The 24,954-nt window shown below is 25.2% G+C and carries 31 protein-coding genes; 17 read left to right on the top strand and 14 right to left on the bottom strand.

Annotation, left to right across the window (positions count from 1 at the left end; translation table 4 throughout):
* Nucleotide 1: 1 nt before the first annotated feature.
* Genes AAHN02_RS05865 through AAHN02_RS05875 form a run of 3 tightly spaced genes read right to left on the bottom strand, consistent with a single transcriptional unit; the run spans nt 2 to nt 1,293 of the window.
* A complete protein-coding gene (locus AAHN02_RS05865; protein WP_342278191.1) occupies nt 2–751 on the bottom strand; it encodes an IS30 family transposase in 750 nt (249 codons plus the stop codon).
* Entirely contained in the window at nt 752–964 is a 213-nt protein-coding gene (locus tag AAHN02_RS05870) for a helix-turn-helix domain-containing protein (protein ID WP_342277651.1), read from the bottom strand.
* A gap of 2 nt (nt 965–966) precedes the next feature.
* Nucleotides 967–1,293: a hypothetical protein gene (locus tag AAHN02_RS05875; RefSeq protein WP_342224312.1), complete on the bottom strand. Its 327-nt coding sequence runs from the start codon at nt 1,291–1,293 to the stop codon at nt 967–969.
* Between the two features lie 580 nt (nt 1,294–1,873).
* Here AAHN02_RS05875 and rpmB point away from each other — a divergent pair.
* On the top strand, nt 1,874–2,062 hold the full coding sequence (gene rpmB / locus AAHN02_RS05880; protein WP_342277652.1) for a 50S ribosomal protein L28: 189 nt from the start codon (nt 1,874–1,876) through the stop codon (nt 2,060–2,062).
* Here rpmB and AAHN02_RS06450 read toward each other — a convergent pair.
* Both AAHN02_RS06450 and AAHN02_RS05885 read right to left on the bottom strand, forming a co-directional pair.
* Nucleotides 2,042–2,341: a hypothetical protein gene (locus tag AAHN02_RS06450; RefSeq protein ID WP_425289515.1), complete on the bottom strand. Its 300-nt coding sequence runs from the start codon at nt 2,339–2,341 to the stop codon at nt 2,042–2,044. The two genes, rpmB and AAHN02_RS06450, sit on opposite strands and share 21 nt — an antisense overlap.
* Nucleotides 2,316–2,699, bottom strand: coding sequence for a hypothetical protein (locus AAHN02_RS05885; RefSeq protein WP_342277653.1), 384 nt, complete (start codon nt 2,697–2,699; stop codon nt 2,316–2,318). The genes AAHN02_RS06450 and AAHN02_RS05885 overlap by 26 nt, the downstream gene beginning before the upstream one ends.
* Nucleotides 2,700–3,200: 501 nt before the next feature.
* Between AAHN02_RS05885 and AAHN02_RS05890 the strand changes: the two genes are divergently transcribed.
* The 12 genes from AAHN02_RS05890 (at nt 3,201) to AAHN02_RS05945 (ending at nt 10,116) form a co-directional block, all read left to right on the top strand.
* Complete coding sequence (locus AAHN02_RS05890; RefSeq protein ID WP_342277654.1) at nt 3,201–3,527, top strand: hypothetical protein; 327 nt, start codon at nt 3,201–3,203, stop codon at nt 3,525–3,527.
* A 2-nt stretch (nt 3,528–3,529) separates the two neighbouring features.
* Entirely contained in the window at nt 3,530–3,751 is a 222-nt protein-coding gene (locus tag AAHN02_RS05895; RefSeq protein ID WP_342189410.1) for a hypothetical protein, read from the top strand.
* Nucleotides 3,751–3,912, top strand: coding sequence for a hypothetical protein (locus tag AAHN02_RS05900; RefSeq protein ID WP_338982040.1), 162 nt, complete (start codon nt 3,751–3,753; stop codon nt 3,910–3,912). Before AAHN02_RS05895 ends, AAHN02_RS05900 begins: the two co-directional genes overlap by 1 nt.
* A gap of 3 nt (nt 3,913–3,915) precedes the next feature.
* On the top strand, nt 3,916–4,146 hold the full coding sequence (locus AAHN02_RS05905; RefSeq protein WP_342277655.1) for a hypothetical protein: 231 nt from the start codon (nt 3,916–3,918) through the stop codon (nt 4,144–4,146).
* 165 nt (nt 4,147–4,311) lie between these two features.
* Nucleotides 4,312–4,557, top strand: a complete 246-nt coding sequence (locus AAHN02_RS05910; RefSeq protein WP_338967504.1) for a hypothetical protein — start codon at nt 4,312–4,314, stop codon at nt 4,555–4,557.
* A 24-nt stretch (nt 4,558–4,581) separates the two neighbouring features.
* Complete coding sequence (locus AAHN02_RS05915) at nt 4,582–5,568, top strand: hypothetical protein (protein ID WP_342277656.1); 987 nt, start codon at nt 4,582–4,584, stop codon at nt 5,566–5,568.
* 3 nt (nt 5,569–5,571) lie between these two features.
* Nucleotides 5,572–5,856: a hypothetical protein gene (locus AAHN02_RS05920; RefSeq protein WP_338968736.1), complete on the top strand. Its 285-nt coding sequence runs from the start codon at nt 5,572–5,574 to the stop codon at nt 5,854–5,856.
* Between the two features lie 2 nt (nt 5,857–5,858).
* Nucleotides 5,859–6,107: a hypothetical protein gene (locus AAHN02_RS05925; RefSeq protein ID WP_215826579.1), complete on the top strand. Its 249-nt coding sequence runs from the start codon at nt 5,859–5,861 to the stop codon at nt 6,105–6,107.
* Nucleotides 6,108–6,128: 21 nt separating this feature from the next.
* Nucleotides 6,129–6,521, top strand: coding sequence for a hypothetical protein (locus AAHN02_RS05930; RefSeq protein ID WP_342277657.1), 393 nt, complete (start codon nt 6,129–6,131; stop codon nt 6,519–6,521).
* A 271-nt stretch (nt 6,522–6,792) separates the two neighbouring features.
* Nucleotides 6,793–8,667: a hypothetical protein gene (locus tag AAHN02_RS05935; RefSeq protein WP_342277658.1), complete on the top strand. Its 1,875-nt coding sequence runs from the start codon at nt 6,793–6,795 to the stop codon at nt 8,665–8,667.
* A 178-nt stretch (nt 8,668–8,845) separates the two neighbouring features.
* Entirely contained in the window at nt 8,846–9,790 is a 945-nt protein-coding gene (locus tag AAHN02_RS05940; protein WP_342277659.1) for an IS30 family transposase, read from the top strand.
* A gap of 158 nt (nt 9,791–9,948) precedes the next feature.
* Nucleotides 9,949–10,116 (top strand): hypothetical protein, encoded by a 168-nt coding sequence (locus tag AAHN02_RS05945; protein WP_342277660.1) that lies wholly within the window; start codon nt 9,949–9,951, stop codon nt 10,114–10,116.
* A gap of 12 nt (nt 10,117–10,128) precedes the next feature.
* Here the strand turns inward: AAHN02_RS05945 and AAHN02_RS05950 are convergent, their stop codons facing one another.
* Nucleotides 10,129–11,079: an IS30 family transposase gene (locus AAHN02_RS05950; protein WP_342277661.1), complete on the bottom strand. Its 951-nt coding sequence runs from the start codon at nt 11,077–11,079 to the stop codon at nt 10,129–10,131.
* A gap of 57 nt (nt 11,080–11,136) precedes the next feature.
* On the opposite strand from AAHN02_RS05950, the gene AAHN02_RS05955 reads away from it, so the two are divergent.
* On the top strand, nt 11,137–11,292 hold the full coding sequence (locus AAHN02_RS05955) for a hypothetical protein (RefSeq protein ID WP_342277662.1): 156 nt from the start codon (nt 11,137–11,139) through the stop codon (nt 11,290–11,292).
* A gap of 356 nt (nt 11,293–11,648) precedes the next feature.
* Here the strand turns inward: AAHN02_RS05955 and AAHN02_RS05960 are convergent, their stop codons facing one another.
* A complete protein-coding gene (locus tag AAHN02_RS05960) occupies nt 11,649–17,048 on the bottom strand; it encodes an ankyrin repeat domain-containing protein (protein ID WP_342277663.1) in 5,400 nt (1,799 codons plus the stop codon).
* Between the two features lie 193 nt (nt 17,049–17,241).
* On the opposite strand from AAHN02_RS05960, the gene AAHN02_RS05965 reads away from it, so the two are divergent.
* Together AAHN02_RS05965 and AAHN02_RS05970 are read left to right on the top strand one after the other, a co-directional pair.
* Nucleotides 17,242–18,234 carry an Mbov_0401 family ICE element transposase-like protein gene (locus tag AAHN02_RS05965; RefSeq protein WP_342277664.1) on the top strand — a complete coding sequence of 331 codons (993 nt, stop codon included), beginning with the start codon at nt 17,242–17,244 and terminating at the stop codon, nt 18,232–18,234.
* Nucleotides 18,188–18,625, top strand: coding sequence for a hypothetical protein (locus AAHN02_RS05970; protein ID WP_342277665.1), 438 nt, complete (start codon nt 18,188–18,190; stop codon nt 18,623–18,625). Before AAHN02_RS05965 ends, AAHN02_RS05970 begins: the two co-directional genes overlap by 47 nt.
* 237 nt (nt 18,626–18,862) lie before the next feature.
* On the opposite strand, the gene rpe is transcribed toward AAHN02_RS05970, so the two are convergent.
* From rpe to AAHN02_RS06005, 7 genes are all read right to left on the bottom strand, one after another.
* Nucleotides 18,863–19,531 (bottom strand): ribulose-phosphate 3-epimerase, encoded by a 669-nt coding sequence (gene rpe / locus AAHN02_RS05975; RefSeq protein ID WP_338967337.1) that lies wholly within the window; start codon nt 19,529–19,531, stop codon nt 18,863–18,865.
* A gap of 3 nt (nt 19,532–19,534) precedes the next feature.
* Entirely contained in the window at nt 19,535–20,422 is an 888-nt protein-coding gene (gene rsgA / locus AAHN02_RS05980; protein ID WP_342277666.1) for a ribosome small subunit-dependent GTPase A, read from the bottom strand.
* Complete coding sequence (locus tag AAHN02_RS05985; RefSeq protein WP_338967341.1) at nt 20,410–21,438, bottom strand: protein kinase domain-containing protein; 1,029 nt, start codon at nt 21,436–21,438, stop codon at nt 20,410–20,412. The genes rsgA and AAHN02_RS05985 overlap by 13 nt, the downstream gene beginning before the upstream one ends.
* A gap of 13 nt (nt 21,439–21,451) precedes the next feature.
* Nucleotides 21,452–22,183 (bottom strand): protein phosphatase 2C domain-containing protein, encoded by a 732-nt coding sequence (locus AAHN02_RS05990; RefSeq protein WP_342277667.1) that lies wholly within the window; start codon nt 22,181–22,183, stop codon nt 21,452–21,454.
* An 86-nt stretch (nt 22,184–22,269) separates the two neighbouring features.
* Nucleotides 22,270–22,839: a guanylate kinase gene (gene gmk / locus AAHN02_RS05995; protein ID WP_342277668.1), complete on the bottom strand. Its 570-nt coding sequence runs from the start codon at nt 22,837–22,839 to the stop codon at nt 22,270–22,272.
* Nucleotides 22,840–22,860: 21 nt separating this feature from the next.
* Complete coding sequence (locus AAHN02_RS06000; RefSeq protein WP_342277669.1) at nt 22,861–23,298, bottom strand: RsmD family RNA methyltransferase; 438 nt, start codon at nt 23,296–23,298, stop codon at nt 22,861–22,863.
* A gap of 37 nt (nt 23,299–23,335) precedes the next feature.
* Entirely contained in the window at nt 23,336–23,809 is a 474-nt protein-coding gene (locus AAHN02_RS06005; protein WP_342277670.1) for an IS30 family transposase, read from the bottom strand.
* Between the two features lie 451 nt (nt 23,810–24,260).
* Between AAHN02_RS06005 and def the strand changes: the two genes are divergently transcribed.
* The gene (gene def, locus AAHN02_RS06010) at nt 24,261–24,839 is read left to right on the top strand and encodes a peptide deformylase (protein WP_342277671.1); all 579 of its coding nucleotides are present in this window, start codon (nt 24,261–24,263) and stop codon (nt 24,837–24,839) included.
* Nucleotides 24,840–24,954: the final 115 nt, after the last annotated feature.

The following is a 24,954-nucleotide window of genomic DNA, read 5'->3' on the forward strand; positions in this document are numbered from 1 at the left end:
ACTAAATTATTTTTCTAACCAAATATTCGATTGGCGAAAGATAATTTAGTATTTTTCTTAGTCTTTGGTTTAAAGACAATATAAATTTATGAACTGCATTTTTAGTAGTGTTTGAAAAATTAAATTTTTTAGGAAATTTTTCTCTAATTAAACCATTAGTATTTTCATTAGTACCTCTTTGTCAAGGTGAATATGCATCAGCAAAATAAATTTTCACATTTAAATTTTTTTCAAGTTGTTGTCAATTAGCAAATTCTTTACCCCTATCAAATGTTATAGTCTTACCAAGATTATTTGGAAGAATTGATAAATAATGACTAATATTTTTGTTAATAACTTTAGTAGTTCTATTTTCAACTAATATTGCTAAAGTAAATCTTGATGTTCTTTCAACTAAAGTTATTAAACATGATTTACTTTTACCTCGTGATGATACTACAGTATCACCTTCTCAATGGCCAAGAGTTATGCGATTATTAACATTTCGTTCTTTAATGGATTTACCATTAAATTTACCCCGATTTTCTTGAGATTTTCGTTTCTTACCTTTTCTTCTTAAATTTTTACTAGTAACCTTTTCAAGTAATCCAGAATAAATTCAATTGTAAATTGTTTTAAAACTAATAATTCATTCTTGATGAAAATTTTTAATTCTGCCATAAATTTGTTCAGGCGATCAACCTAATAATAATTTTTGTTGTACATATTTTACTAATTCTCTATTTTTAAATTTATGAAAATAAACATGTAATTATTTTCTATTTTCTGCTTTATTTTGTGCAATTAATGAAAAATAATGATTATTATCTTTATTTCTATTAACTTCTCGATTAATAGTACTAATACTTCGATTAAGATTTTTAGCTATTTCACTAATTTTTATTTTGGCATAAATTTTATAAGCAAAATATGCCAATAGCATGATGCTGATAATAATAAATATTAATCCAATCGCAATATTCATTTTTAAACTCCTTTAAAATAGTTATAATTTATATCTTTTTTGTTGTTTTCTTTTTCGGCAATGAAGAAGCTTAATAATTCTTGTCCCTTAATTAATTTGGTTTCATTTTCTTTTTGATTAATTGAAATTACTTGATATTTATTATCTTTTATTATTCCGATGCAAATAGAATTTTCATATTTTCCTTTATAAACAAATCGCTTTGGAAACCAAATACCGATTTGTTCATTAAATCACGGAATTTTTGGTGCTTTAATAAGCATTGCGTTTTGTGTTTCTTTTAAAAGATATTTCTTAGTATTTAAGAAAATGTTTTCAATGTTTTTCATAGTAAGTTACCTTTCTTATAGATAAACTAAGTTATATTAACTAAGTTAGTTAACTTAGTTTTTTAAACACTTATATATCGCAGATTTAAGTGTTTAACAAGCTTTGTTATTAAATTTTGTTTTTTAATTAGATAAAGATTTTAATAATTTTAAACTTAGCATACCCCTATATAGAAATTTCTACACTTTAATATCCGCATCCTACCCTTGGAACTAATTTAATAGCGTGTATATTTTTAGGAAATCCACCCATTCATTTTTTTATTGCAAAATGAAACAAATTGCTATAGCTAATAGGGTGTTATCTATCAACTGGTAAACTTCTTTCGGTTATGGCGACCCCCCACAATTTATCGTGCTTTAATACATACCAACATTATTAATTCACTTGTATTTAATTTTCAAAGAACAAAATTTTAACACCTCATAAAATAAAAAGACAATCACTGCTGACTGTCTTAATACTTATTCAAATATTTTCCTACCTAACAAAACTTTATGCGTCCTTTTAATTGTTGAAAAGCTCAATAAGTATGATATTATTATTGTTGTGATATTGATTTTATAAAGGAGAACTAAAATGTCAAGAAAATGTAAAATAACTGGTAAAAGTGTTCTGTCTGGTAATAAGCGTTCTCATGCCCTGAATGCATCAAGAAGAAAATGAAATGTTAATTTACAAACTGTAAAAGTGGAAATTGATGGCCAAGTAAAAAAAGTTAAAATGTCAACTCGTGCTTTAAGAACATTAAAACGCAAAGGAATTTAATACTACATAAAAAAAATGACTAATATTATTTAGTCATTTTTTTTCATATTCTTTACTAATTGTTAAAATACCACAACCTTGTTTAATATTAATTTCCCCTCTAAGAGCTTCTAATTCATTACTAATAAAATAATTATCATATGGTTTTAATTCATAATTTTCATTTAAAGGATATTTAAAACCTTTTAAATTTAATTTAGTATCCCCATCAACGGTAAAAAATCAAAATAACGATATTCAAGATATTCAGTTTTTAAAAAAATGTGGGAGTATTAATAAATTTTAAAATATTCGTTTCATTATATATTTCTAAATTATAATCATGATACTTAATTAATAAGTTAATCAAACCATAAATCATTCCTCAACGATGCCCACTAACTATTAGTTTAATACTAGTAGCCTGCATTGCAATCGCTTTTTTAATAGCATATTCGCTATCTAAAATATCTTTATCTTGTGGTAATATTTCAATATTTTTAACATGCTTTTTTATTATTTCTAACTGTTCCTTACTAGTGTGGTCAAAATCAGCACAAGCTAAAACAATCGGATAATTTTCATTAATTAGCTTTATGGCTCCTTGTTCAACAGCAATAAATTGACAATCTTTTCACTTTGATAAATCAGGACGCATAAAGTTTTGTTAGGTGGGAAAAGATTTGAATAAGTATTAAGACAGTCAGCAATGATTGTCTTTTTATTTTATAAGGTGTTAAAAGTTTGTTCTTTGAAAATTAAATACAAGTGAGTTAATAATGTTGGTATGCATTAAAGCACGATAAATTGTGGGTGGTCGCCATAACCAAAAGAAGTTTACCAGTTAATAGATAACATCCTATTAACTATAGCAATTTGTTTCGTTTTGCAATAAAAAAATGAATGGGTGGATTTCCTAAAAATATACACGCTATTAAATTAGTTCCAAGGGTAGGATGCGGATGTTAAAGTGTAAAAATTTCTATATAGGGGTATGCTAAGTTTAAAATTATTAAAATCTTTATCTAATTAAAAAACAAAATTCAATAACAAAGCTTGTTAAACACTTAAATCTGCGATATATAAGTGTTTAAAAAACTAAGTTAACTAACTTAGTTAATATAACTTAGTTTATAACAAATAAGAAAGGTAATTTATTATGAAAAACATTGAAAACATTTTCTTAAATACTAAAAAATATCTTTTAAAAGAAACGCAAAACGCAATGCTTATTAAAGCACCAAAAATTCCGTGATTTAATGAACAAATCGGCATTTGGTTTCCAAAGCGATTTGTTTATAAAGGAAAATATGAAAATTCTATTTGTATCGGAATAATAAAAGATAATAAATATCAAGTAATTTCAATTAATCAAAAAGAAAATGAAACCAAATTAATTAAGGGACAAGAATTATTAGGCTTCTTCATTGCCGAAAAAGAAAATAACAAAAAAGATATAAATTATAACTATTTTAAAGGAGTTTAAAAATGAATATTGCGATTGGAATAATATTTATTATCATTTGCATAATGCTATTGGCGTATTTTGCTTATAAAATTTATGCCAAAATAAAAATGCGAATTAAATATAAAAATGCCATTAAAAATAATACTGGTAATTTCACAAAAGATGAAAAAGTATTTATTGCTCGCTTTGAAGAATGAGTTAAAGCTCCTAATTCAAAAGAAAATAATGAGAATAAAAAATAATGTTTTGAGAAATTATTATGGAATTCTTAAAACTGTTTGTTCCGATAGAAAAAATGCCTGCACAAGTTGCGTTTATTGCCGGATTAATTATTATTATTACTTTTCTTTTCGCGTTAATTTCAATTATGTATTTACCAATAAAAATGATTTTTGGGAGATAAAAAATGACAGTAAATTTAAAAGAATTTAATTGAGAACAAATTAAACAAACTTTCTGAGATTTATTTATTCAAATTACAACTATTCCGGATCATATTAGTGGTGGCAAAGAAATTGATTTAACCCAAGAAACACTTTGGCTTTTAATAGCAAACATTGCTTTTTGATTATTGACAGCAATTATGGTGTGATTTATTCTAATGCTACTTTGAAAAACCATATCGGTATTTAGATAGAAACAAAAGTAATGTCGCGAAGTTACATTTTGATGCATTCACAAAGAAATTCAAAATTAATTAGGAAAAAATACAATCGTGTTAAGGTTAATCGTGGTTTTAACAAACTTAAGAAAAACTTTGAATATAAATGATGAATGTTTTAAAAAGAAAGGGGGTGATTATATGATTGGAACTTTCTTGGCCGATGCACCAGCAACAGTAGAAAAAATAACAGCTAGTGACGCGATGACTAAATTATGAAATGCAATTATAACGGCGTTTACTAAAATGTGAGAAATTATTGCTGTTAATATGCCACAAGTCGGTAACTTCTTTGCTGACTACTGAATATTCATTTTTCCATTTATTTTGGCAATATTCTTTATTTGTTTTAAAATGTTTGAAAAATTACTTGGAGCAGTACGCTAATAAAAAAATAAAGTGAGGTGCAAGATGAAATTTTGCAAATGAATAATAGAAAAAAATAACCATTTTATTGAATTAAATCGCACCTCATTTTTAATTTTATGACATTGGGGAGCAATTTGATATATTTACAACGGTTATTTTAAAAACATTGTAAGCTATTTATTTTTAGCAGGTTGTATTTTAATTTTCCTTTTTAAAATCGGTAATTTAACACAAATTAACAAAGTTATTAATTTTTTAAAAAATTCACCATTAAATATTGTGATTGGTTCATTAGGAACTGGAAAAACCGCTTTTCTAGTATACGCATCAAAATTACTAAAAAAGAAGAAATATCACATCGCCTCAACCTTCCCATTACTAGAAACCCAAAAATTAAATTTAGGACATATGGGATTGTTAGACTTTGATTACCCAGTATTGCCAGACAAAACCTTACTGTTGTGAGATGAAACCAATCTATTTTTAGAAGGAACTGACTGAGAAAAAAACAATACTAAAAACGAAGAAAGCGGTATTCAAGAATATTTCGCTCTGGCACGGCATTTTGGTCATATTGTTCTCGCTAGCGGTCAAAGAGATAAACATATTTGAGTTAAAGTTCGTGATATTGCCAATAATGTGATTGTGGGAATTCGCAAAAAACCCGTTAATATGTTTCGCCCCTACTTAAAAGTCATCTATGGCACCTTTACGAGCATTGAAGAATATGAACGCTGACGAAACACCTTAATTGATGCGAAAAATAGCAAAAAAGGTCGTCGCATTAAATATCGTGATATTCCTGAACTTGATATTTATTTTTTTAAACTAAAAATTCCTCTACCAATACTTAACACTTACAATTCTTTTTACCTAGCATTTTTAAGAGATTACTTAAATTCAAAAGTAAATCCCGACTATGAAGACAAATACTATACTGACACAGCAATTGATTTAGAAGACTTGGAATACTTAAAAATGGATAAATTTAGCAAATTTTTAAGAAAAACGAAAGAAAAGGAACAATAAAAAATGGAAAATCTTGCAAAAATGGCGGACTTTCTCGCTCAAATGCTTTATAAGGTTTTTGACTTAATTTGAAGTTTAGAAGTGCCGGGAACGAATATTCAACTAATATTTCCTTTATTCTTAACACTGGCTGTAGAATTTCTTATGGCAATTATTCTTGGGTTTGGTAGTCAACAAGTTAATTTAGAAAAACAACGCCAATATGCTGTTAAAAATAAGGGTCGTTTAAGTGCGTGAGGAAAAGCTAAAAAACAAATAAAACCAATAAAAACAAAACAAGGTAACTAACAATGTTTAAACTAATTATTATTTTTATCTTAATAACTGTTCTTGGGTTATTAGCTGGTAGTCATTTTGAAACTTTAACAAACTATATTAGCGAAGGGCTTGCCAATTTCCAAAAGTTTATTACTAGCAATTTAACAATTTTAGAACTATTTAAACCAATGGCACGAACATTTTCGCAACATCCAATCTTTACCATTCTTGGTGTCACTTGTGTACTTATTGCTTTATTTATTGTGATTAAAGGACGATAAAAATATGAAAGGAGAATTGAAATGAAAAAACTTTTAGGAAAATTATTTAAAAAAGATAATTCAAAAGAAAAAATGCCATTAAAATTAAGAATTAAAAATTCTTTTAAAAAGCAGTGGTTAAAAGTATCATTAAGTATCATTTTCATCTTTATAAGCTTATTAATTTGTGCATTAACAGCAATCGATACTAAATGAATAACTGGAACAAGTAAAGAATTTAATGATTTTATGAATGAACAGATGGTTGATTTCTTTGGCAAATTTAATAGTGGTATTATGCTGGCAGGAATATTTGTTTTTTGATGAGGCGGAGCAATATATTTTGCAATTAAATTTGAAAAATTAATCCGCTTTACTATTCAAAAAATTAAAGCAAAAAGAGCCTTGAAAAATGAAATCAAACAAACTAATTAATTCTTTAAAAAAATATTGATGGAGAATTTTGCCTTACATTTTTATGATTATTATCTTTTTCGCTCCCTTTTTAAAATTGGAAATTAATGATTTGAAATTATCATATGAAAAATTTGAAGCATTAATTTCACTTATGATACTAGGATATTTAGATATATGCATTACAATAGCGGTAATTATGAACTGTATCATTGAGTGACTTATTAAAAAAATTAAAGCTAAAAGAATAATGAAAAATAAAATATTTTAAAAAGGAGTGATAAAAATGTTTATGAAAATATTTACCGTGCTAACTATTAGTTTCAATAACATTTTTACTATTCCACCAAACATTAACAACGAGAAAACAGCAGTGCAATTAGTTAGAAATAAAAGAAAAACTCAATATAAAACATATGACTTAAAATTTTCAGAAATAAATAACAGTTATTTACAATCATTGTATAAAAAAGGTAGTGACCCAGTATATATTAATATTGACTCAGTAAAAGAGCAATTACCTTTAGAAATAAAAAATTATGGAGAAAATAATAGAGGGTTTGCTGTCTTTACCAATGAACCAGTATTTAAAGAAATTAAAGAAGTTTATAATTATAAAAAAGAAAACAGCGCCCCAGAAGAAAGAGAATTTTTTGATAAAGATTTTCAAAAAACAAATATTGAATATTTTTATACTGCTAAAAAAATTAAAGATGTAAAAATAACAATACAAGAATATAGTTATCCCGGTTCAAACAAATTTCATATTAAAAAATTTTTAGCAAAATTAGAAACTAAACCAAGTACGGACATTGATTTGCCAGAAACAACCACCAAATTTGACGGCAACCATAACTATAGTGATGTTATTGATAATCTTGATTATTTAATGATTCACCGTGGTGATTTTGATAAATTTAATTACTCTTATCTCTATTGAACACCGGTATTTAATTTCATTGACACTTTAGAAAAAGGTTACTATAAAAAATTCACCATTAAAAATCATGGTTTTAAAGACGAGAGCTATTTTTATCACAAGACTTCTAGTAATAAAAATGTAGTAAATGAGAATGTTTTAAAAATTCAGGCATTTAACAAAACTATAATTGCCGGAAATAAGTATTTACAATTGATACACGGCGAAAAGGAAATCTGAAAATATGATACTGCAAACGCTAACGATTATTACCTAATTAAGTATCTTTTTGGTACTTTAAATTACCTTAATGTTAGATTTAGTTTTCTACGCTATGACCCAGATTTACGAAATGATATTTACCTATATTTTAAAAATAACATTCCTAGTATTAACAACAGCGATTACAAAAATGTTTTTGACGAAATCTATGAAATCCTTGGTAACTTCTTTGCCAGTTTATTTTATGCTACTTTTGATATGGACGAAAAAACTTACACCGAAATTGATTTTAAGGGTGTAGATAATTACAACAAAAATTACTTTATTCAAATCGGTTTCTTTTACCGTTCATTAATTACCTTTTATCCCAAAAAATACTTAGTAAATATTATAGGAAACTCAGAATTATTACTAAGAAGTTATTTCTTTACTTTTGACAAAAAAACGCATCAAGAGAATTATGATGCCTTTAAAAACAATAATAGTATCTACCAAATTAATTTTAATGTCTTAAAATCCTATGATAATAAACTAATTACCTTGCCAACCAGCAAGACCGCTAACAGCATCAATTACCTCAATACTGATATTGATATTCGTTATGGTATTAATATTTTTACCTTAACCTTTCCACTTTATCACAAAGATAATATCTCTAACTACAATTTTAAAATTTATGACTTTAATGTCTTAAATTCAACAGCCTTTATCCCTGATGGTTCAAATAACAGTGAATGAGACGATTTAATTCCACCAGCAAATTGCAAATATTCTGGACGATGAATACCAACTTTTAATGATATTGGATGTGCCATTCAAAATGCTGGTATCAAAATGATAAACTGAATGCTGACAGCGTCACGAATCATTACAATTTTACGCCCGTTAGCAATTATTGCAAAAGCAACAGTTAACTTTTCAACCGCGATTTTTCCAGTTTTTAAAACAGTACCAGCTTTTTACTATACCTTTCAATTTTTAATCGGTTTTGCCATTTTTCTAATGATATTAAGGATTTTCGTGTAATATATATATATATATATATATTGAAAAAATAAAATAATAAAGGAATTAAAATAATGAAAATTTTAAATATGCTGAATTATACTTGTAAGTGCAAGTAAATAAAATTGCAAAAGATTTCATATAAAAATTTCATGATGCTAAGTTTATTTTAGAAAAAGTAAATTTAAGGAGTTTTTATATGGGATACAAACATCTTGGCATAGATGAAAGAATTTATATTGAGAATCAATTGAAATTTAAAGTAAAAATTAGTGAAATAGCTAAAAATCTTAATCGAAGTATTAGTACTATTAATCGAGAAGTTAATAGAAATAAAGATAATAATCATTATTTTTCATTAATTGCACAAAATAAAGCAGAAAATAGAAAACAATTACATGTTTATTTTCATAAATTTAAAAATAGAGAATTAGTAAAATATGTACAACAAAAATTATTATTAGGTTGATCGCCTGAACAAATTTATGGCAGAATTAAAAATTTTCATCAAGAATGAATTATTAGTTTTAAAACAATTTACAATTGAATTTATTCTGGATTACTTGAAAAGGTTACTAGTAAAAATTTAAGAAGAAAAGGTAAGAAACGAAAATCTCAAGAAAATCGGGGTAAATTTAATGGTAAATCCATTAAAGAACGAAATGTTAATAATCGCATAACTCTTGGCCATTGAGAAGGTGATACTGTAGTATCATCACGAGGTAAAAGTAAATCATGTTTAATAACTTTAGTTGAAAGAACATCAAGATTTACTTTAGCAATATTAGTTGAAAATAGAACTACTAAAGTTATTAACAAAAATATTAGTCATTATTTATCAATTCTTCCAAATAATCTTGTTAAGACTATAACATTTGATAGGGGTAAAGAATTTGCTAATTGACAACAACTTGAAAAAAATTTAAATGTGAAAATTTATTTTGCTGATGCATATTCACCTTGACAAAGAGGTACTAATGAAAATACTAATGGTTTAATTAGAGAAAAATTTCCTAAAAAATTTAATTTTTCAAATACTACTAAAAATGCAGTTCATAAATTTATATTGTCTTTAAACCAAAGACCAAGAAAAATACTAAATTATCTTTCGCCAAACGAATATTTGGTTAGAAAAATAATTTAGTTGCACTTAACTTTACAATTTGGCATATAATAACTCTTTCGACATTAACAATATTACCAATAGTTGGCTGTTCTAAAAAAGAAAGCGAAACACAACAAGTTCAATATAAAACATATGACTTAAAATTTTCAGAAATAAATAACAGTTATTTACAATCATTGTATAAAAAAGGCAGTGACCCAGTATATATTAATATTGACTCAGTAAAAGAGCAATTACCTTTAGAAATAAAAAATTATGGAGAAAATACTAGAGGGTTTGCTGTCTTTACCAATGAACCAGTATTTAAAAAAATTAAAGAAATTTATAATTATGCCAAATTGTAAAGTTAAGTGCAACTAAATTATTTTTCTAACCAAATATTCGATTGGTGAAAGATAATTTAGTATTTTTCTTGGTCTTTGGTTTAAAGACAATATAAATTTATGAACTGCATTTTTAGTAGTATTTGAAAAATTAAATTTTTTAGGAAATTTTTCTCTAATTAAACCATTAGTATTTTCATTAGTACCTCTTTGTGAAGGCGAATATGCATTAGCAAAATAAATTTTCACATTTAAATTTTTTTCAAGTTGTTGTCAATTAGAAAATTCTTTACCCCTATCAAATGTTATAGTCTTAACAAGATTATTTGGAAGAATTGATAAATAATGGCTAATGTTTTCGTTAATAACTTTAGTAGTTCTATTTTCAACTAACATTGCTAAAGTAAATCTTGATGTTCTTTCAACTAAAGTTATTAAACATGATTTACTTTTACCTCGTGATGATACTACAGTATCACCTTCTCAATGGCCAACAGTTATACGATTATTAACATTAACATTTCGTTGTTTAATTGATTTACCATTAAATTTACCGCGATTTTCTTGAGATTTTCGTTTCTTACCTTTTCTTCTTAAATTTTTATTAGTAATTTTTTCAAGTAATCCAGAATAAATTCAATTGTAAATTGTTTTAAAACTAATAATTCATTCTTTATGAAAATTTTTAATTCTGCCATAAATTTGTTCAGGCGATCAACCTAATAGTAATTTTTGTTGTACATATTTTACTAATTCTCTATTTTTAAACTTATGAAAATAAACATGTGATTGTTTTCTATTTTCTGCTTTATTTTGTGCAATTAATGAAAAATAATGATTATTATCTTTATTTCTATTAACTTCTCGAATAATAGTACTAATACTTCGATTAAGATTTTTAGCTATTTCACTAATTTTTACTTTAAACTTCAATTGATTCTCAATATAAATTCTTTCATATATGCCAAGATGTTTATATCCCATATAAAAACTCCTTGCTTTGCTTTTTCTAAAATAAACTTAGCATCATGAAATTTTTATATGAGATTTTTTGCAATTTTATTTACTTGCACTTACAAGTATAATTCAGCTATAAAAAAGAAAACAGCACCCCAGAAGAAAGAGAATTTTTTGATAAAGATTTTCAAAAAACAAATATTGAATATTTTTATACTGCTAAAAAAATTAAAGATGTAAAAATAACAATACAAGAATATAGTTATCCCGGTTCAAACAAATTTCATATTAAAAAATTTCATACAAAAAAAGACAACAATTAATTCATTATTTAATTAATAAAAATATATAAAATATTAAAATTACTACCTAGAGAAAGATGGTTTTTAATTATGACAATACTCTTCTTAAACAACTTTTTCATTTTTTTTATTTTGTCAAAATAAAAAAGCAGTATTTAAATTTAAATACTGCTTTAGTAAAAATATTTTTAATCTTAATTTAAATAATTAACAAATATATTAAATTTGAAGTTAGGTTATTGTACATAACACATATAAGAAATATTTTTCTCTTTTAATTAATAATGTTAAAATTTATTCTATTCCTAGTCAATCACCTTCAGTGTTGGTTATAATGACAAAACCATCATTTTCATTATCTAATATTTCAAAATAACCATTTATTTGTTCAAAATGAAGCAATATTACTTTTACGAGAGTATTGAAATCTTCATTTGTGACACTTCCGCCTCAGCCAGAATGATCACTTATAACAAATTTATTTTTAATAATTTTAGTAATGTTTGCTTGTGAATTTTTATTTTGTTTGATTTCATTTCATGTGTTTTTGTTAATTTTAATTTTTAATTTATCATGGGCTAGAAATTTATATCATTTTTCAATGTTATCATAAACATTATGATGAATTGAAGCTGGCAACGCAATATCAGATGTTGAATGATGATGAAAAGCAAAATACATTCATGTTCCTGCAATTGCTAATCCTCCAATTACTAAAGATAGCCCTAGAGTTTCCGGAGCCAGAGCGGCAGCAGTACCAGTTTCTCCAGCTATAACTCCGCCTTCAACCGCTGCTGTTTCGGCAACAGTAATTGTTTCTGCAGCGGCTAAGCTTTCTGTTGTGCTTGTTGATAAGAACGGAGTCATTTCCATTGCTTCTGCATTTGTGACACTAGTGGCAGCGGTACCACTAACAGTCATTTTTGTTCCATAAGCTGTTAATGCACCCCCACTTAAAGCTGCTAATCCAGTATTTGTTAATTTTTCTTTAAAAGCTTTTTTATCGTTTTCCGGTAATGTTTGATAATAACGATTAATTTCATTTAATCTTTTTAATTTTTCTTCTTTTGAAAGAGCGTTATATTGATTTATTGCCTTAGCGGTTGTTGTTTGTAAATTTTCCATATTTGTATTGATGGGTTGATTTACTACCGGGGCATTTTGTTTTATTTCGTCTTTATTGTTTTTAATTAAGTTAATTTCTAAATTTTCATCATTTTTTAAACTATCATCTTCTGCTTTTTTATCTACAAAATGATATTCATCTTTTTGTAATGGGGTTACTGTTGGTTTTGGTGCCTTGGCAATATTATTACCTTGATTAGCATCATCATCTTCATTATTGTTAGCCAAAGTGGCGTGGCGTTGACCATGATCATCAACTGCTAATTGAATTGCGTTCGCCTCTGGTTTTGGCGTGATTGGTAGTAAATTATCTGGTCTCTTGGTTATATCAACGACCGGGACATTTCCCTGATTGTAATTAATAGCAACAGCATAATTTGTTCGATCTTCTTCTGATGTTAAAGAAAAATTATAATGATTCTGAATACCCGAACCTTTTTCAAGTTCAACATAAGATATCGCGATGTTATTATTATTTGAATTTTGATTAACTGGTTGATAAGAACCATTATTATTTACACTAATATTAGCATTTAAAAGATTACTCATTGCTATTATTTCTGGTGTGCCCCCTCACGTTGAAGATTGCCTCATTATTTCTAAGTAATTAATATCAATATCATTGTTATCTTGAATAAGGTTTCTAAATGTTAATTGACCATTGCGATTTGAAATTGTATCTAAATGTGATTGTATATAATCAACAACACGATTACGAAAGAAATTTATAACTAAATTATTTGCTGTTTGATCTTGATATCATAATTGATTTAGATTTCTATTATCTTCTAAATCATATTGTTGTAGTAATTTTTGAATATGTAATATATATTTTAAATTTTCTTCACCAAATAACTGGATAAATCGGTTTCTAAATTCTTCATTATTATTTCTCACCGGCAATAAATAAGCTGTTGCTACCGATCAAAATAAACAACTTCCATCCGCCGGAACATCATACAGATTATTTTGATTTGTTGTTTTAGTATTTTTGTTTTGCGTTCCACTAGTTCCAGCTTGTTCACCAACACTCACTCTTTTACTACTGATACCTTGTGATTGACTTCCGCCAGAATTTGTATTAATATTGCTATTAGATTTAGGAGATGAGTTTAAAAAACCACGTTTAAGTCCTCCAAAACCTGATTTATCTTTTTGATTTTGTTTGAAAGAAGTTTTGGTAATTTTGGTTGAAAATTTTTGATTCATATCATTAAACATGTCTTGGTTTTGAATAATAAAATTAAGTAAATCGGGATTTGAAATAAATTTATTTATTACTTCATTTACGGGTGATGGTAAATTTTTAAATTTATCTTGAATTTGTTTTTTAGTTTTTTCATATTTTTGTACTTTTTCTTTTATTTCTTCTTCTGTTTTTTTAATGCATTTAGAATTAAGTTTTTGTTTTAAAATTTGTGTTAATTCAGGATTATTTAAAGAAAATAATTCTAAAACAGCAAAATCTGAAATATTCACGTCAATTTGAGGATGATTTAATAAATGTTTAACAATCTCAATATTATTAGATTGAAAAGTTGCAATTGATAGTGGAGTTTGATTTGAAAAACCTAATTTATTTACATCAGCATAGTTTTCAATTAATAGCTTTGTAATTGCTTCATGGTCGTTTCTTATTGCAATGTGTAAAGGAGTATCACTATTTGTATCTTGTGCATTTACATCAGCACCATTATTAATTAATTCTTCAACTATTTCTAAACTACAATCTCTTTCAGCTGCAAAAAATAAAGATGTATAACCATTTTTATTTACTAAATTAGGGTTAGCACCATTTGCAAGTAATAATTTAACAATTTCTAAATTATCATCATATATTGCACCATTTAAAGGTGATAATCCAATTTCATTTTTAATATTTACATTGACATTTTTTGATAAAATTAATTTTAATATATCTATATTACCTGATGATACTACTGATATTAAAAAATTTTTATCAATAATTTTATTAGAATTTTCTTTTGAAAAAAAATCAAAACTTTGATTAGGAGCAAAAGATTTATTAATTTTTCTATAATTTATTTGGTTTTTTGCCGTAATTAAAAAGTCACATTGAAGAATTGCTGTTTTAGAATTTAAAATAAAATTTTTTATTATATAATCTTCTTTTTCTTTATCTAATTCTAATTTTTTAATGAGTTCTTCTAAAACATTTTTTATTTTATTGAATTTATCTTTACTTATTAGAATTTCAAAAATTTCATTTTCCAGAATTTTATCGATTGTTTTTTTATCAAAAATTAGTTTTATTTCATTAGAAATATCTTCTTTAATTTTTTGAATAATTTTTACTTTTGTTAAATATTTCTGTTCTAGTTTTTCTTCTTTTTTTTGTATTTTAATTTTAAATTCTTTTTTTTGGTTAAGTTCTGCTAAAACTTTTTCAAGTTCTCCATTATTAATATATTTATCGTATTTTTCTAATTCTTTTAATAATAATTTATCTAATCCAATTTTTTCAAATTCATTTTCTCTTTCGTTAGTTTCTTTTATTTGTTGTCCATACTTTTTTCATATTTCTTCTAATTTTTTTATTTCAACTTCAGTATAAACAAATTTAAAATTATATTTTTCTATAAGTTTTTCATCATTAAGAAACTTATTCATTACTTCAAAATAAGATATTTCACAATCTAATTTTTTAAAAATTTTTTTTCTCTTTTGTTCTAAATCTTTACTAGCTGCTATTCAACCACCTATTAATTGTGGTGCATATTTTTTTCAATTAATCTCATACTTTGAACTAATTTCTGCACTGTTATTAGTAATACTTTCAATTTTGATTTTATTAATATCTAAATTAGAATTTAGTTCCTTAACATGTTTTAAAATTGTTTGTGAACTATTATTTGATATTTTTCCTAACTTAGTTTCGGTAATAACCCTTGATAATTTTTTTTCTTCCTTTTTTAAAGTAGTATTCTTTGATTTGCTATTATTATTGCCAGATTTAGAAGATTGGTTTAAAAAACCAGGTTTAAATCCCGCAAATGAATTTTTAGCAAGTTCAAATGTTACTGTAACTGTGTCAGTATAAATATTTGATTCTGGTAAATTAATAATATTTTGAATATCTTCTGAAATATTTTTAAATTTAACTTGATTATCTGTTGTACTTGTTGAAGGTAATACAGTTTGTGGGTTTGGAGTACTACTTTTTGCTGGGCCGTCTTTATCTTCATAATAATGATCAAAATATTTAGTATAAGATCCAAAACGCATGGCTTCACTAGTAACAAGAATTACTAGCACTAAATCATCTTTTATTGTTTGAATTTCTTCTTCTGTTCTTGTTGAACCATGAGTATAATCTGATAAATTTGCAATTGCATCTTTTAAAGTCTTTTGCGAAATAATAATATTTTGATTCACAGCATTTAAACCTTGTGGTTGATATGCTCCTGTATAATCTAAATTATGTTTTTGTTCTTCCTTTATTGAACATTTTTCTAATACTTTTGCATTTATTGATTTAATTTCATCTTCATCTTTTTTTAAACCCTCACCTTGTAAATTTTTAATTTTATTATCTAAATATTTTTTATCATTATTATAATTTACCGCAGGAATAGATACCAATATTTCTTTGTTTAATTCTTTTATCTTTTGATTTATTTCAATAACTTTATCTTTGTTTTTTTCTTTTCTTGCTTCAATTAATTCTTTTTTTAATTTATCTAATTCTTTGGCTTTATTGACATCTTCTTTGATTATTTTGTTTATATTTTTAATGTTTTCTTCTATTTTTTTAATTTCTTCTGGGGTTTTTGCTTTTTTTAATTCTTCTTTTCATTTTTCTAATATTTTTAATTTATTAAGTCGTTCTTTAATTTTTCATTCTAAGTTTTCTTTTTTCGTATTATCTTTGCTTTTTTCTTTTATTAATTTATTAAGTTGTTCTAAAACATTTTTTATATTTTCTAGTTCTTTAATTTTTTCTTTATTTTTATCTTTTTCTCTTTTTACAAGTTCATCATCAAAATAAAAATAATGATTTTTATTATTGATAAATCCTAGAACATAAAAATTTCTTAAATTAATTATTAATCTTATCTTATTATTTTTATTTTTTAAAGTTAAAACTAAAATTCTTATTTTGTTTGCATCAAATTTTTTTAATTCTAAAATTTTTTCTAATTTCTCTATAATTTTAATATTAGCGGCACGTTCTTTTATTTTTGTTTCTGTTTCAAAATAATCTGTCGTAACAATTCCTTCGTTATTTATCATTCTTAACGGATCAATTTGGTTGTTTTTCATAAAGTCTTTTAACATATTTTCAATATCTTTAGAATAATTTTCATCTAAATTAATTTCTTTTTCAATAATATCAGGTTGTTCATTTTGTGGTTGTGCAGTACTACTTTTTGTTGGGTTGTCTTTTTTATTAACACTTTTCTTTGGTGCTTGTCTTTTTTGGCGAGTTAATGTTTCTAGACTATTTTTAATTTTATCTTTATTGTTATTAGGCTTATTGGCAATTAATGGTCCTGCTGCATTACTAGTTATCAAAATTATCCCTAGTAATTCTAAAAGTTTTTTCATACTAACCAAATTCCTTTCGTGAATTTTTGCTAACTAATAAATTTTTATAGTAACGACCCGTTGCCGACTTTAAATTTATAAAATTTAATTAATATAAATTAATTATAAATCATCAAATAAGAATTTTTATCATTTTTTCAGTTTATTGAATATTAAAATTTGTTAAAGTTACTATCAAGAAAGGCAATTTATTATGTTAAAAATTAATAATAATGTAAAAACCTCAGAAAACAAGCATTGGTTTAGTTTATTTACAACCCATAAAAATATGTACACTGATAAATGTGAACAATTAGCTAACGAATATGAAAAATTAGATGAATACTTATATAAATATCATTATCGTTTAAAACAAGGTTATAAAGTAGTTCATTTTGCAACAAGAACAATTATTACAATTTTTGGTGAAGTTATTTTTAAACGACGCCGATATAAATATTGAAATCAAAAATCAGGTAAATTTGAATATGTATGTTTACTAGATAAAGAAATTGGTTTATTACCGAAACAACGCATTTATTTTGATGTCCAATTTAAAGTTTTAAGTCTTTTGGGCGATGGTAAACGCTATCGCGATGTTTTAGATGCTCTAAATCATTGTTATATTTCAAAAGCTAGTATTTCAAATATTTTAAATAAATATGATATTGCTGAATATTTTCAACTAGCAGAAAAAGAAACCACAACTAGAATTGATGTCAAAAATAAGGATTTATATATTCAACTAGATGAGACATTTTTAGCGACATTAGATCATAAAGTTAAACAAGACCAAAGAATTCGTTTAGTTACTTTTCATACCGGACATAAAGAAAAAAATTACAAAAATGCTCGTAGAGAATTAGAAAACAAACGAGGTCATTTTCTAATGTTAAAAGTTGGTAAACGAATAAATACAATGGATTATCGTGATTTATTAATTAAGGAATTACAAAAACATTATCTAAATATTAATTATGACAGAATAATTGTTTGTGGTGATGACGCTACTTGAATTAGAGAAATTGCCAATAGTTTTGGTAATGTTAGATATATTTTAGATGGTTATCATGCTATTAAAAAATTAAAACAAACGGCATTTAATATTATTTTTGAAAATCGCAAAGTAACACTAAATAGTTGAATTAAATTATATAAGGATGGAAAATCATCAAGAATTGGTAAAAAACATTCGAAATGATGCTAAAAATGAATTAAATAAAGATATTAAAACAATTTTAAGGAAGGCGAGTAATTATTTCAGTAATAATAAGCAAGGTATTCATAATCAAAATTTAGAATGAAATATCGGTTGTAGCATTGAAAGTGATATATCGCATTTAGTAAAACAACAATTAGGATATGGGGCAAAAATATATAATCATAAGAATTTAAATAACCTATTACATTTAAGAATGGCAAATTTAAACAAATTAAATGTATTACATTACATTAATGAAAATATTAATTCAGAAATAGAAATCAGAAAAGAAATATATAAAAATTCATTATGAAATAAATATAATAATAAAAATGATGATAGTTGAATTAATTATAAAGGTAATGCTGTAACAAATAAATATAATAGATTTAAGTAAGTAAAAATATTAGTTAAAATTTAATAAAATTAATAATTTTTCATTGTGTAAAAATTCAATAATATGATAAAATGGTAATGAATAAAAATGACAATAACAAGAAAGGCAGGGTTAGTTTAGTAATTAAATAATATAATTAGCTGATTGTTTTACTTCTTCAAAGCAATACCTAAGAAAACTAAACGCGACCATAAATCAATATTAATATTTTGACAAACAATAACAAAACAATTTTGCTTAATCATTTTTTAATTCCTTAACTGCCTGTTTCATATGTAAATGTTGCATTAAATAACTACCAACAACAACAACATCAGCCCCTTGCTTTTGACATAATTTAGCAATATCATTATTAATACCACCATCAACTTGAATTAAACAATGATAGTTATTAATAACAATTTTGGTTTTTAAATTTTTAATCTTATCTAACGATGCCATTATAAATTTTTGTCCGCCCTTACCAGGAACCACACTCATTAAAAGAACGGCATCTAATTGTTCTAAATATGGTTCTAACACTTCAATTGGTGTTGTTGGATTTAAAGCTAAAGCCTTTTTAATTTTATTATCTTGACAAAAACTAATGAATTCTTTTATTTGCTCTGGTGTTAATGCTTCATAATGCATCGTAATACTACTAGCTTTAGCTTCAATATATGGCATTAAATATCTTGCCATATTACAATTAACTTTTACCATCAAATGACAATCAATAAAAATATCAAAATATTTAGTAATATCTTGTAATATTTTAGCTCCAAAACTTAAATTATTAACAAAATTACCATCCATAACATCATAATGGATTCAATCAATATTTGCTTCTTGCAACTGTTGTAATTGCTTTTTTAAACACAAATAATTAGCATCTAAAATACTAGCAGCAATAATAAGTTTTTTCATTATTTAGTACCTTCCTTTTTCTTGTAATTGTTTTTGTTCTAAAACTTTAATATAATCATCATAAATAAATTGAGAAATATCTTTATTAATTAATGCTTGTTTAACACCACATTTTGGTTCTTTTCAATGTCGGCATTGCCGATAATGACAATTAACAAGAAATTTTTTAAAGAACCGGAATGAACTCGCTATTTCTGATAATGATATATCATTCAACGAAAATGATGAAAATCCTGGTGAATCAATAATTCTAATATTATTTGCCATAATTATTAATTCATTATGTGTTGTCGTATGTTTACCACGATTTAAAGCCTTAGATATTTCTTGCGTTCTAATTTTAAGTTGTGGATCTAACATATTTAAAATTGAAGACTTCCCAGCCCCAGTTTGACCACTTAAAATTGAAATCTTATCAGTTGTAACTTCCTTTAACTTTTCTCATTGATTACTTGACTGACTAATCGATAAAGTTAAACATTCATAACCTAATTTTTTATAACTAGAAATATAATCATAAACCTTATCACCAGACAATAACAAGTCGGCTTTAGTAAAAACTAAAACTACTGCCAAACTGTGAGCTTCAACTCATATTAAGTACTTATTAAGTAAAAAACTACTAAAATTAGGTTGTTTTAAAGCACTAACAATAATAACTTGATCAATGTTGCTTACTGCTGGTCGCATTAATTGATTTTTTCGGGGGTGAATTTCAATAATTGTTGCTTGCTTTTCTTGTTCATTAATAACTTCAATAGTTACAACATCACCAACAAGAATTCTTTGATTAGATAATCTTAAAGCTCCTCTTGTTTGACAATGATAAATTTCATTATTGATAATAACATTAAAAAACTCACTAATAACACGAATGACTAAACCAATCATATACTATAAAATACCAATAATAAGAAAACAAGAAAAATAAAACTAGTAATAATAGCAATCATCATTAGAAACTTAGGAGTTAAAAAATATGACATTAATTGCTCACGATTTTTAATAAATATCTTTTGCTTTCGGTTATCGCGTGTTAAAACAATGCAATTTTTCAATTTTAAAGGTTTTATTTTAGCATTACTAATAGCTTGTAATGCTTTAATATCTTGACTTAACGCCTTAATACTTTGATATCTTTCCTCACAATTTTTAGCCGTTGATTTAATAATAATATTTTCCAATGCTTGTGAAATATTTGGATTAATCCCTCTTGCACTTGGCAACGGTTCTCTAACTTGCTTTACCGCTACTAATGTTGGATTTTGACCATTAAAAGGACAAGAACCAGTTAACAATTCAAATAACACAATTCCTAATGAGTAAATATCACTACGATGATCAATTTGTAATGACTGGACAGTTTCTGGCGATATATATTTTGCTGTTCCTACAATTTTACTTGTTGTTGTCTTATCATCATCAGTAATAATTGCAATTCCAAAATCAGATACTTTAATCTTACCATCAAAAGATATTAAAATATTTTCTGGTTTTAAATCACGATGAACAATATTTCCTTGATGGGCAACAGTGACACCATCTAAAATGCTTTGAAAAATCTGTAAACATTCTTTAATTGATAATGGTCCAGTTCGTAATAATCGATCTTTTAATGTATAACCTTCAACTAATTCTAAAACAATACATCAGCGGTTATCTTGCTCAAAAACATCATAAACTTCCACAACATTATCATGACGAATTCTCGTTGTTGCTTCCACTTCTTTATAAAATTTCTTTAAAACTTGTGAATTATTAGCTGCTTGTTGATTTAAAATCTTAATCGCTACAATCCGATTTAAAAAACTATCATTAGCCCGATAAACATCTGCCATCCCGCCACTAGCAATTTTATTAATTATTTGATATCGTTGTTGTAAAATAATACCATTTTCTATTTGCATCCGTCATAACTCCTTACTTAATCTCAACAATGAGAATTGTTAAATTATCAGTTGAAACATTATCTAATGCCAAATCAACTAGACTCTTAGCTTTTTGTGACAACTTATTATTACTCTGTAAAATATCAATCATTTCATAATTTTCTAAATAATCATGCAATCCATCAGTAGTTAACATAAAAGTTATACCTTTAATATTGCTAACTAAGAAAATATCAATTTGCAATTTTTTATTTGGTCCTAAAGCACTAGTTAATGCCTTTCACAATGTTTTTTCAATATTAGCATTAGTTTTATTATTATGTAACATATTAAGAACATTATGATCAGTTGTTAATTGCTGAAAATTTTGTTGATAAAACTCATAAATTCGCGAATCACCAATATTTAATAAATAAGCTTTGTTATTAGTTATTAATATTAAAGAAACAGTAGTTCCCATATCAGTTAACTGCGGATATTCCTTAACATAATTAACCATTGATTCTTGCACAAATATTGTCGCCTGCCGAAGTCAGTTATTAATTTCATAATCACCAAAATTACTAAAGTCAGTTTTAACAAATAAGCTAACATATAAATTAACAGCCATTCAACTAGCAGTTTCACCACCATTATGTCCTCCTAAACCATCACAAACAATACCAAAATATTGCCCATATTCATTTTTTACAAATTGAACTGCATCTTGATTATTAGCACGAAACTGACCAATATCACTATTAAAATGGAAACTAACTTTCATATCAAGTCATCCTTTATTTTCCTAATAAGATAATTATATCGTAAATTAGTAAGAAAAAATCTAAGGAAGGATTTTTCCTTAGATTTTTAATTTTTATTAGCATTAATTTCATTCATAATAATAGTTCTAATTTCTGAAACAGTTTGTTGTAAATTATCATTAACAATAACATATTTATATTTATTAGTAATATTCATTTCCCTTTTAGCTTTTAATAATCGTTTCTGAACAATATCTTCCGACTCACTTCGACGCGCAATAATTCTTCTAGTTAATTCTTCAAAACTAGGGGGTAAAATAAAAAATGATATCGCATCTGGTCTTTTTGCTAATACTTGTAACGCTCCTTGAACCTCAATTTCCAAAACAACATTTTTACCTTGTGATAATAATTTATCAACATATTTTTCTGCTGTCCCATAATAATTATCAACAAATTTAGCATATTCTAATAACTCATTATTAGCAATTTTCTCTTGAAAAAAATTTTCATTAACAAAAAAATAATCCTTTTCATTTAATTCATTACTTCTTGGTTTTCTTGTTGTCATTGAAATAGAATAAACTAAATTTAAATTTTGGTCTTTAAATAATTCTTCTCTAATTGTTCCTTTACCAACCCCACTAGGTCCAGAAAGAATAATTAATAATCCCATTTTTTTATTCATTTTAAGATATTACTTCCGTTCCATAGTGTAGCGATAAAAATATAAGAATATTTTACCATATTTCTTCATTGTTAATAATTCTAAATGCTCATAATTAATATCTAATACAATATTAGATTCAAGGATAATAATACCATAGTTATTAACAATATTTTGTGCCAATAAATATTCTATTGTTTCATAATAATAACTAATTTCTTTATACGGTGGATTAATAAAAACTAAATCAATTTTAATATTATTATTAACTAAAAACTTTAAACATAACAAATATGATAAGTTAGTAATCATATAATTATGATCGGCAACTTTTAAATTAACAATATTTTTTTTTAAATATTCTAATGCTTGCGAATCATAATCATTAAAATAACAATAACTAATGTTTCTTGATAATGCTTCAAGACGACCAATACTGCCACTACCAGCAAAAAGATCTAATGCCACTTTATTTTCATAAGCCAAATTGTAAAGTTAAGTGCAACTAAATTATTTTTCTAACCAAATATTCGATTGGCGAAAGATAATTTAGTATTTTTCTTGGTCTTTGGTTTAAAGACAATATAAATTTATGAACTGCATTTTTATTAGTGTTTGAAAAATTAAATTTTTTAGGAAATTTTTCTCTAATTAAACCATTAGTATTTTCATTAGTACCTCTTTGTCAAGGTGAATATGCATCAGCAAAATAAATTTTCACATTTAAATTTTTTTCAAGTTGTTGTCAATTAGCAAATTCTTTACCCCTATCAAATGTTATAGTCTTAACAAGATTATTTGGAAGAATTGATAAATAATGACTAATATTTTTGTTAATAACTTTAGTAGTTCTATTTTCAACTAATATTGCTAAAGTAAATCTTGATGTTCTTTCAACTAAAGTTATTAAACATGATTTACGGGCGCATAAAGTTTTGTTAGGTGGGTAAAGATTTGAATAATTTTGAAAGAAAAGCAACTAAAAATTTATTACCTTTTTACTTGAAAAATAATTAATAAAACAAAATATTTAATATTAACAAACATATTCTTAATAAAAGGTTATAAAAACTAAGTAAAATGCTTATAAAAACAACATTAAAATAATTTTTTACAACAAAAATCATACATAAGAAATATATACTTAATTTGCATATTGAAATAATTTATAGTAAATGACTATTTTTTCTTTTTTAAAAAATACCTAAGAAAACTAAACGCGACCAATTCTTTCATCTATGCCAAGATGTTTGTATCCCATATAAAAACTCCTTAAATTTACTTTTTCTAAAATAAACTTAGCATCATGAAATTTTTATATGAAATCTTTTGCAATTTTATTTACTTGCACTTACAAGTATAATTCAGCATTAATTATACTAAAAATTTATGCTATAATCTATAAAAATAAGCAAAATAAGGAGTAAATTATGTACCAAGACAACAATCCTAGCAATGAATGATTAGTTAAAGATAATAACATTAAATTACGCGAAAAATGTCAACCTGTATTATTTCCAATATCAAAAAATGATGAATTAATAATGCAAAAACTAATTGATTTTGTTATTACTTCCCAAAATGAAACATTAAACACATCACTAAAACTAATTCCTGCTGTGGGATTAGCAGCCCCGCAAATTGGTTGTAATAAGCAAATGTATTACATTCATATTGAACAAATTGATAAAAATAATCAAAAAACTATCATTCAACATGCCTTAATTAATTCTAAAATTACAGCTCATAGTGAACAAATTATTGCTTTAAAAAGTGGCGAAGGTTGTTTAAGCGTTGATAATCATCATGAAGGGTTTGTTCCGCGTTATTTTAAAGTTATTGTTACTGGTTATGATTATTTAAAGAAAAAAAATGTTACGATTACTGCTCGTGGCTATGAAGCAATTGTTTTTCAACACGAACAAAAACATTTAGAAGGTATTTTATACTATGACCTAATTGATAAAAATGAACCTTGAAAAAAGAATGACAATTGGTTATACTTATAAGCAAAGTACTAAATATTTCAACTGAGAAATAAATAAACTAAAATTGCCTAAATCTTAAAGGCAACAAAAAATAAAATGTTTACAAAAAAATTTTGCAAAAATGATTTTTTAAGAT

Origin of the sequence: Spiroplasma endosymbiont of Nephrotoma flavescens (genome assembly GCF_964030835.1) — a bacterium.
Classification (GTDB): domain Bacteria; phylum Bacillota_I; class Bacilli_A; order Mycoplasmatales; family Nriv7; genus Nriv7.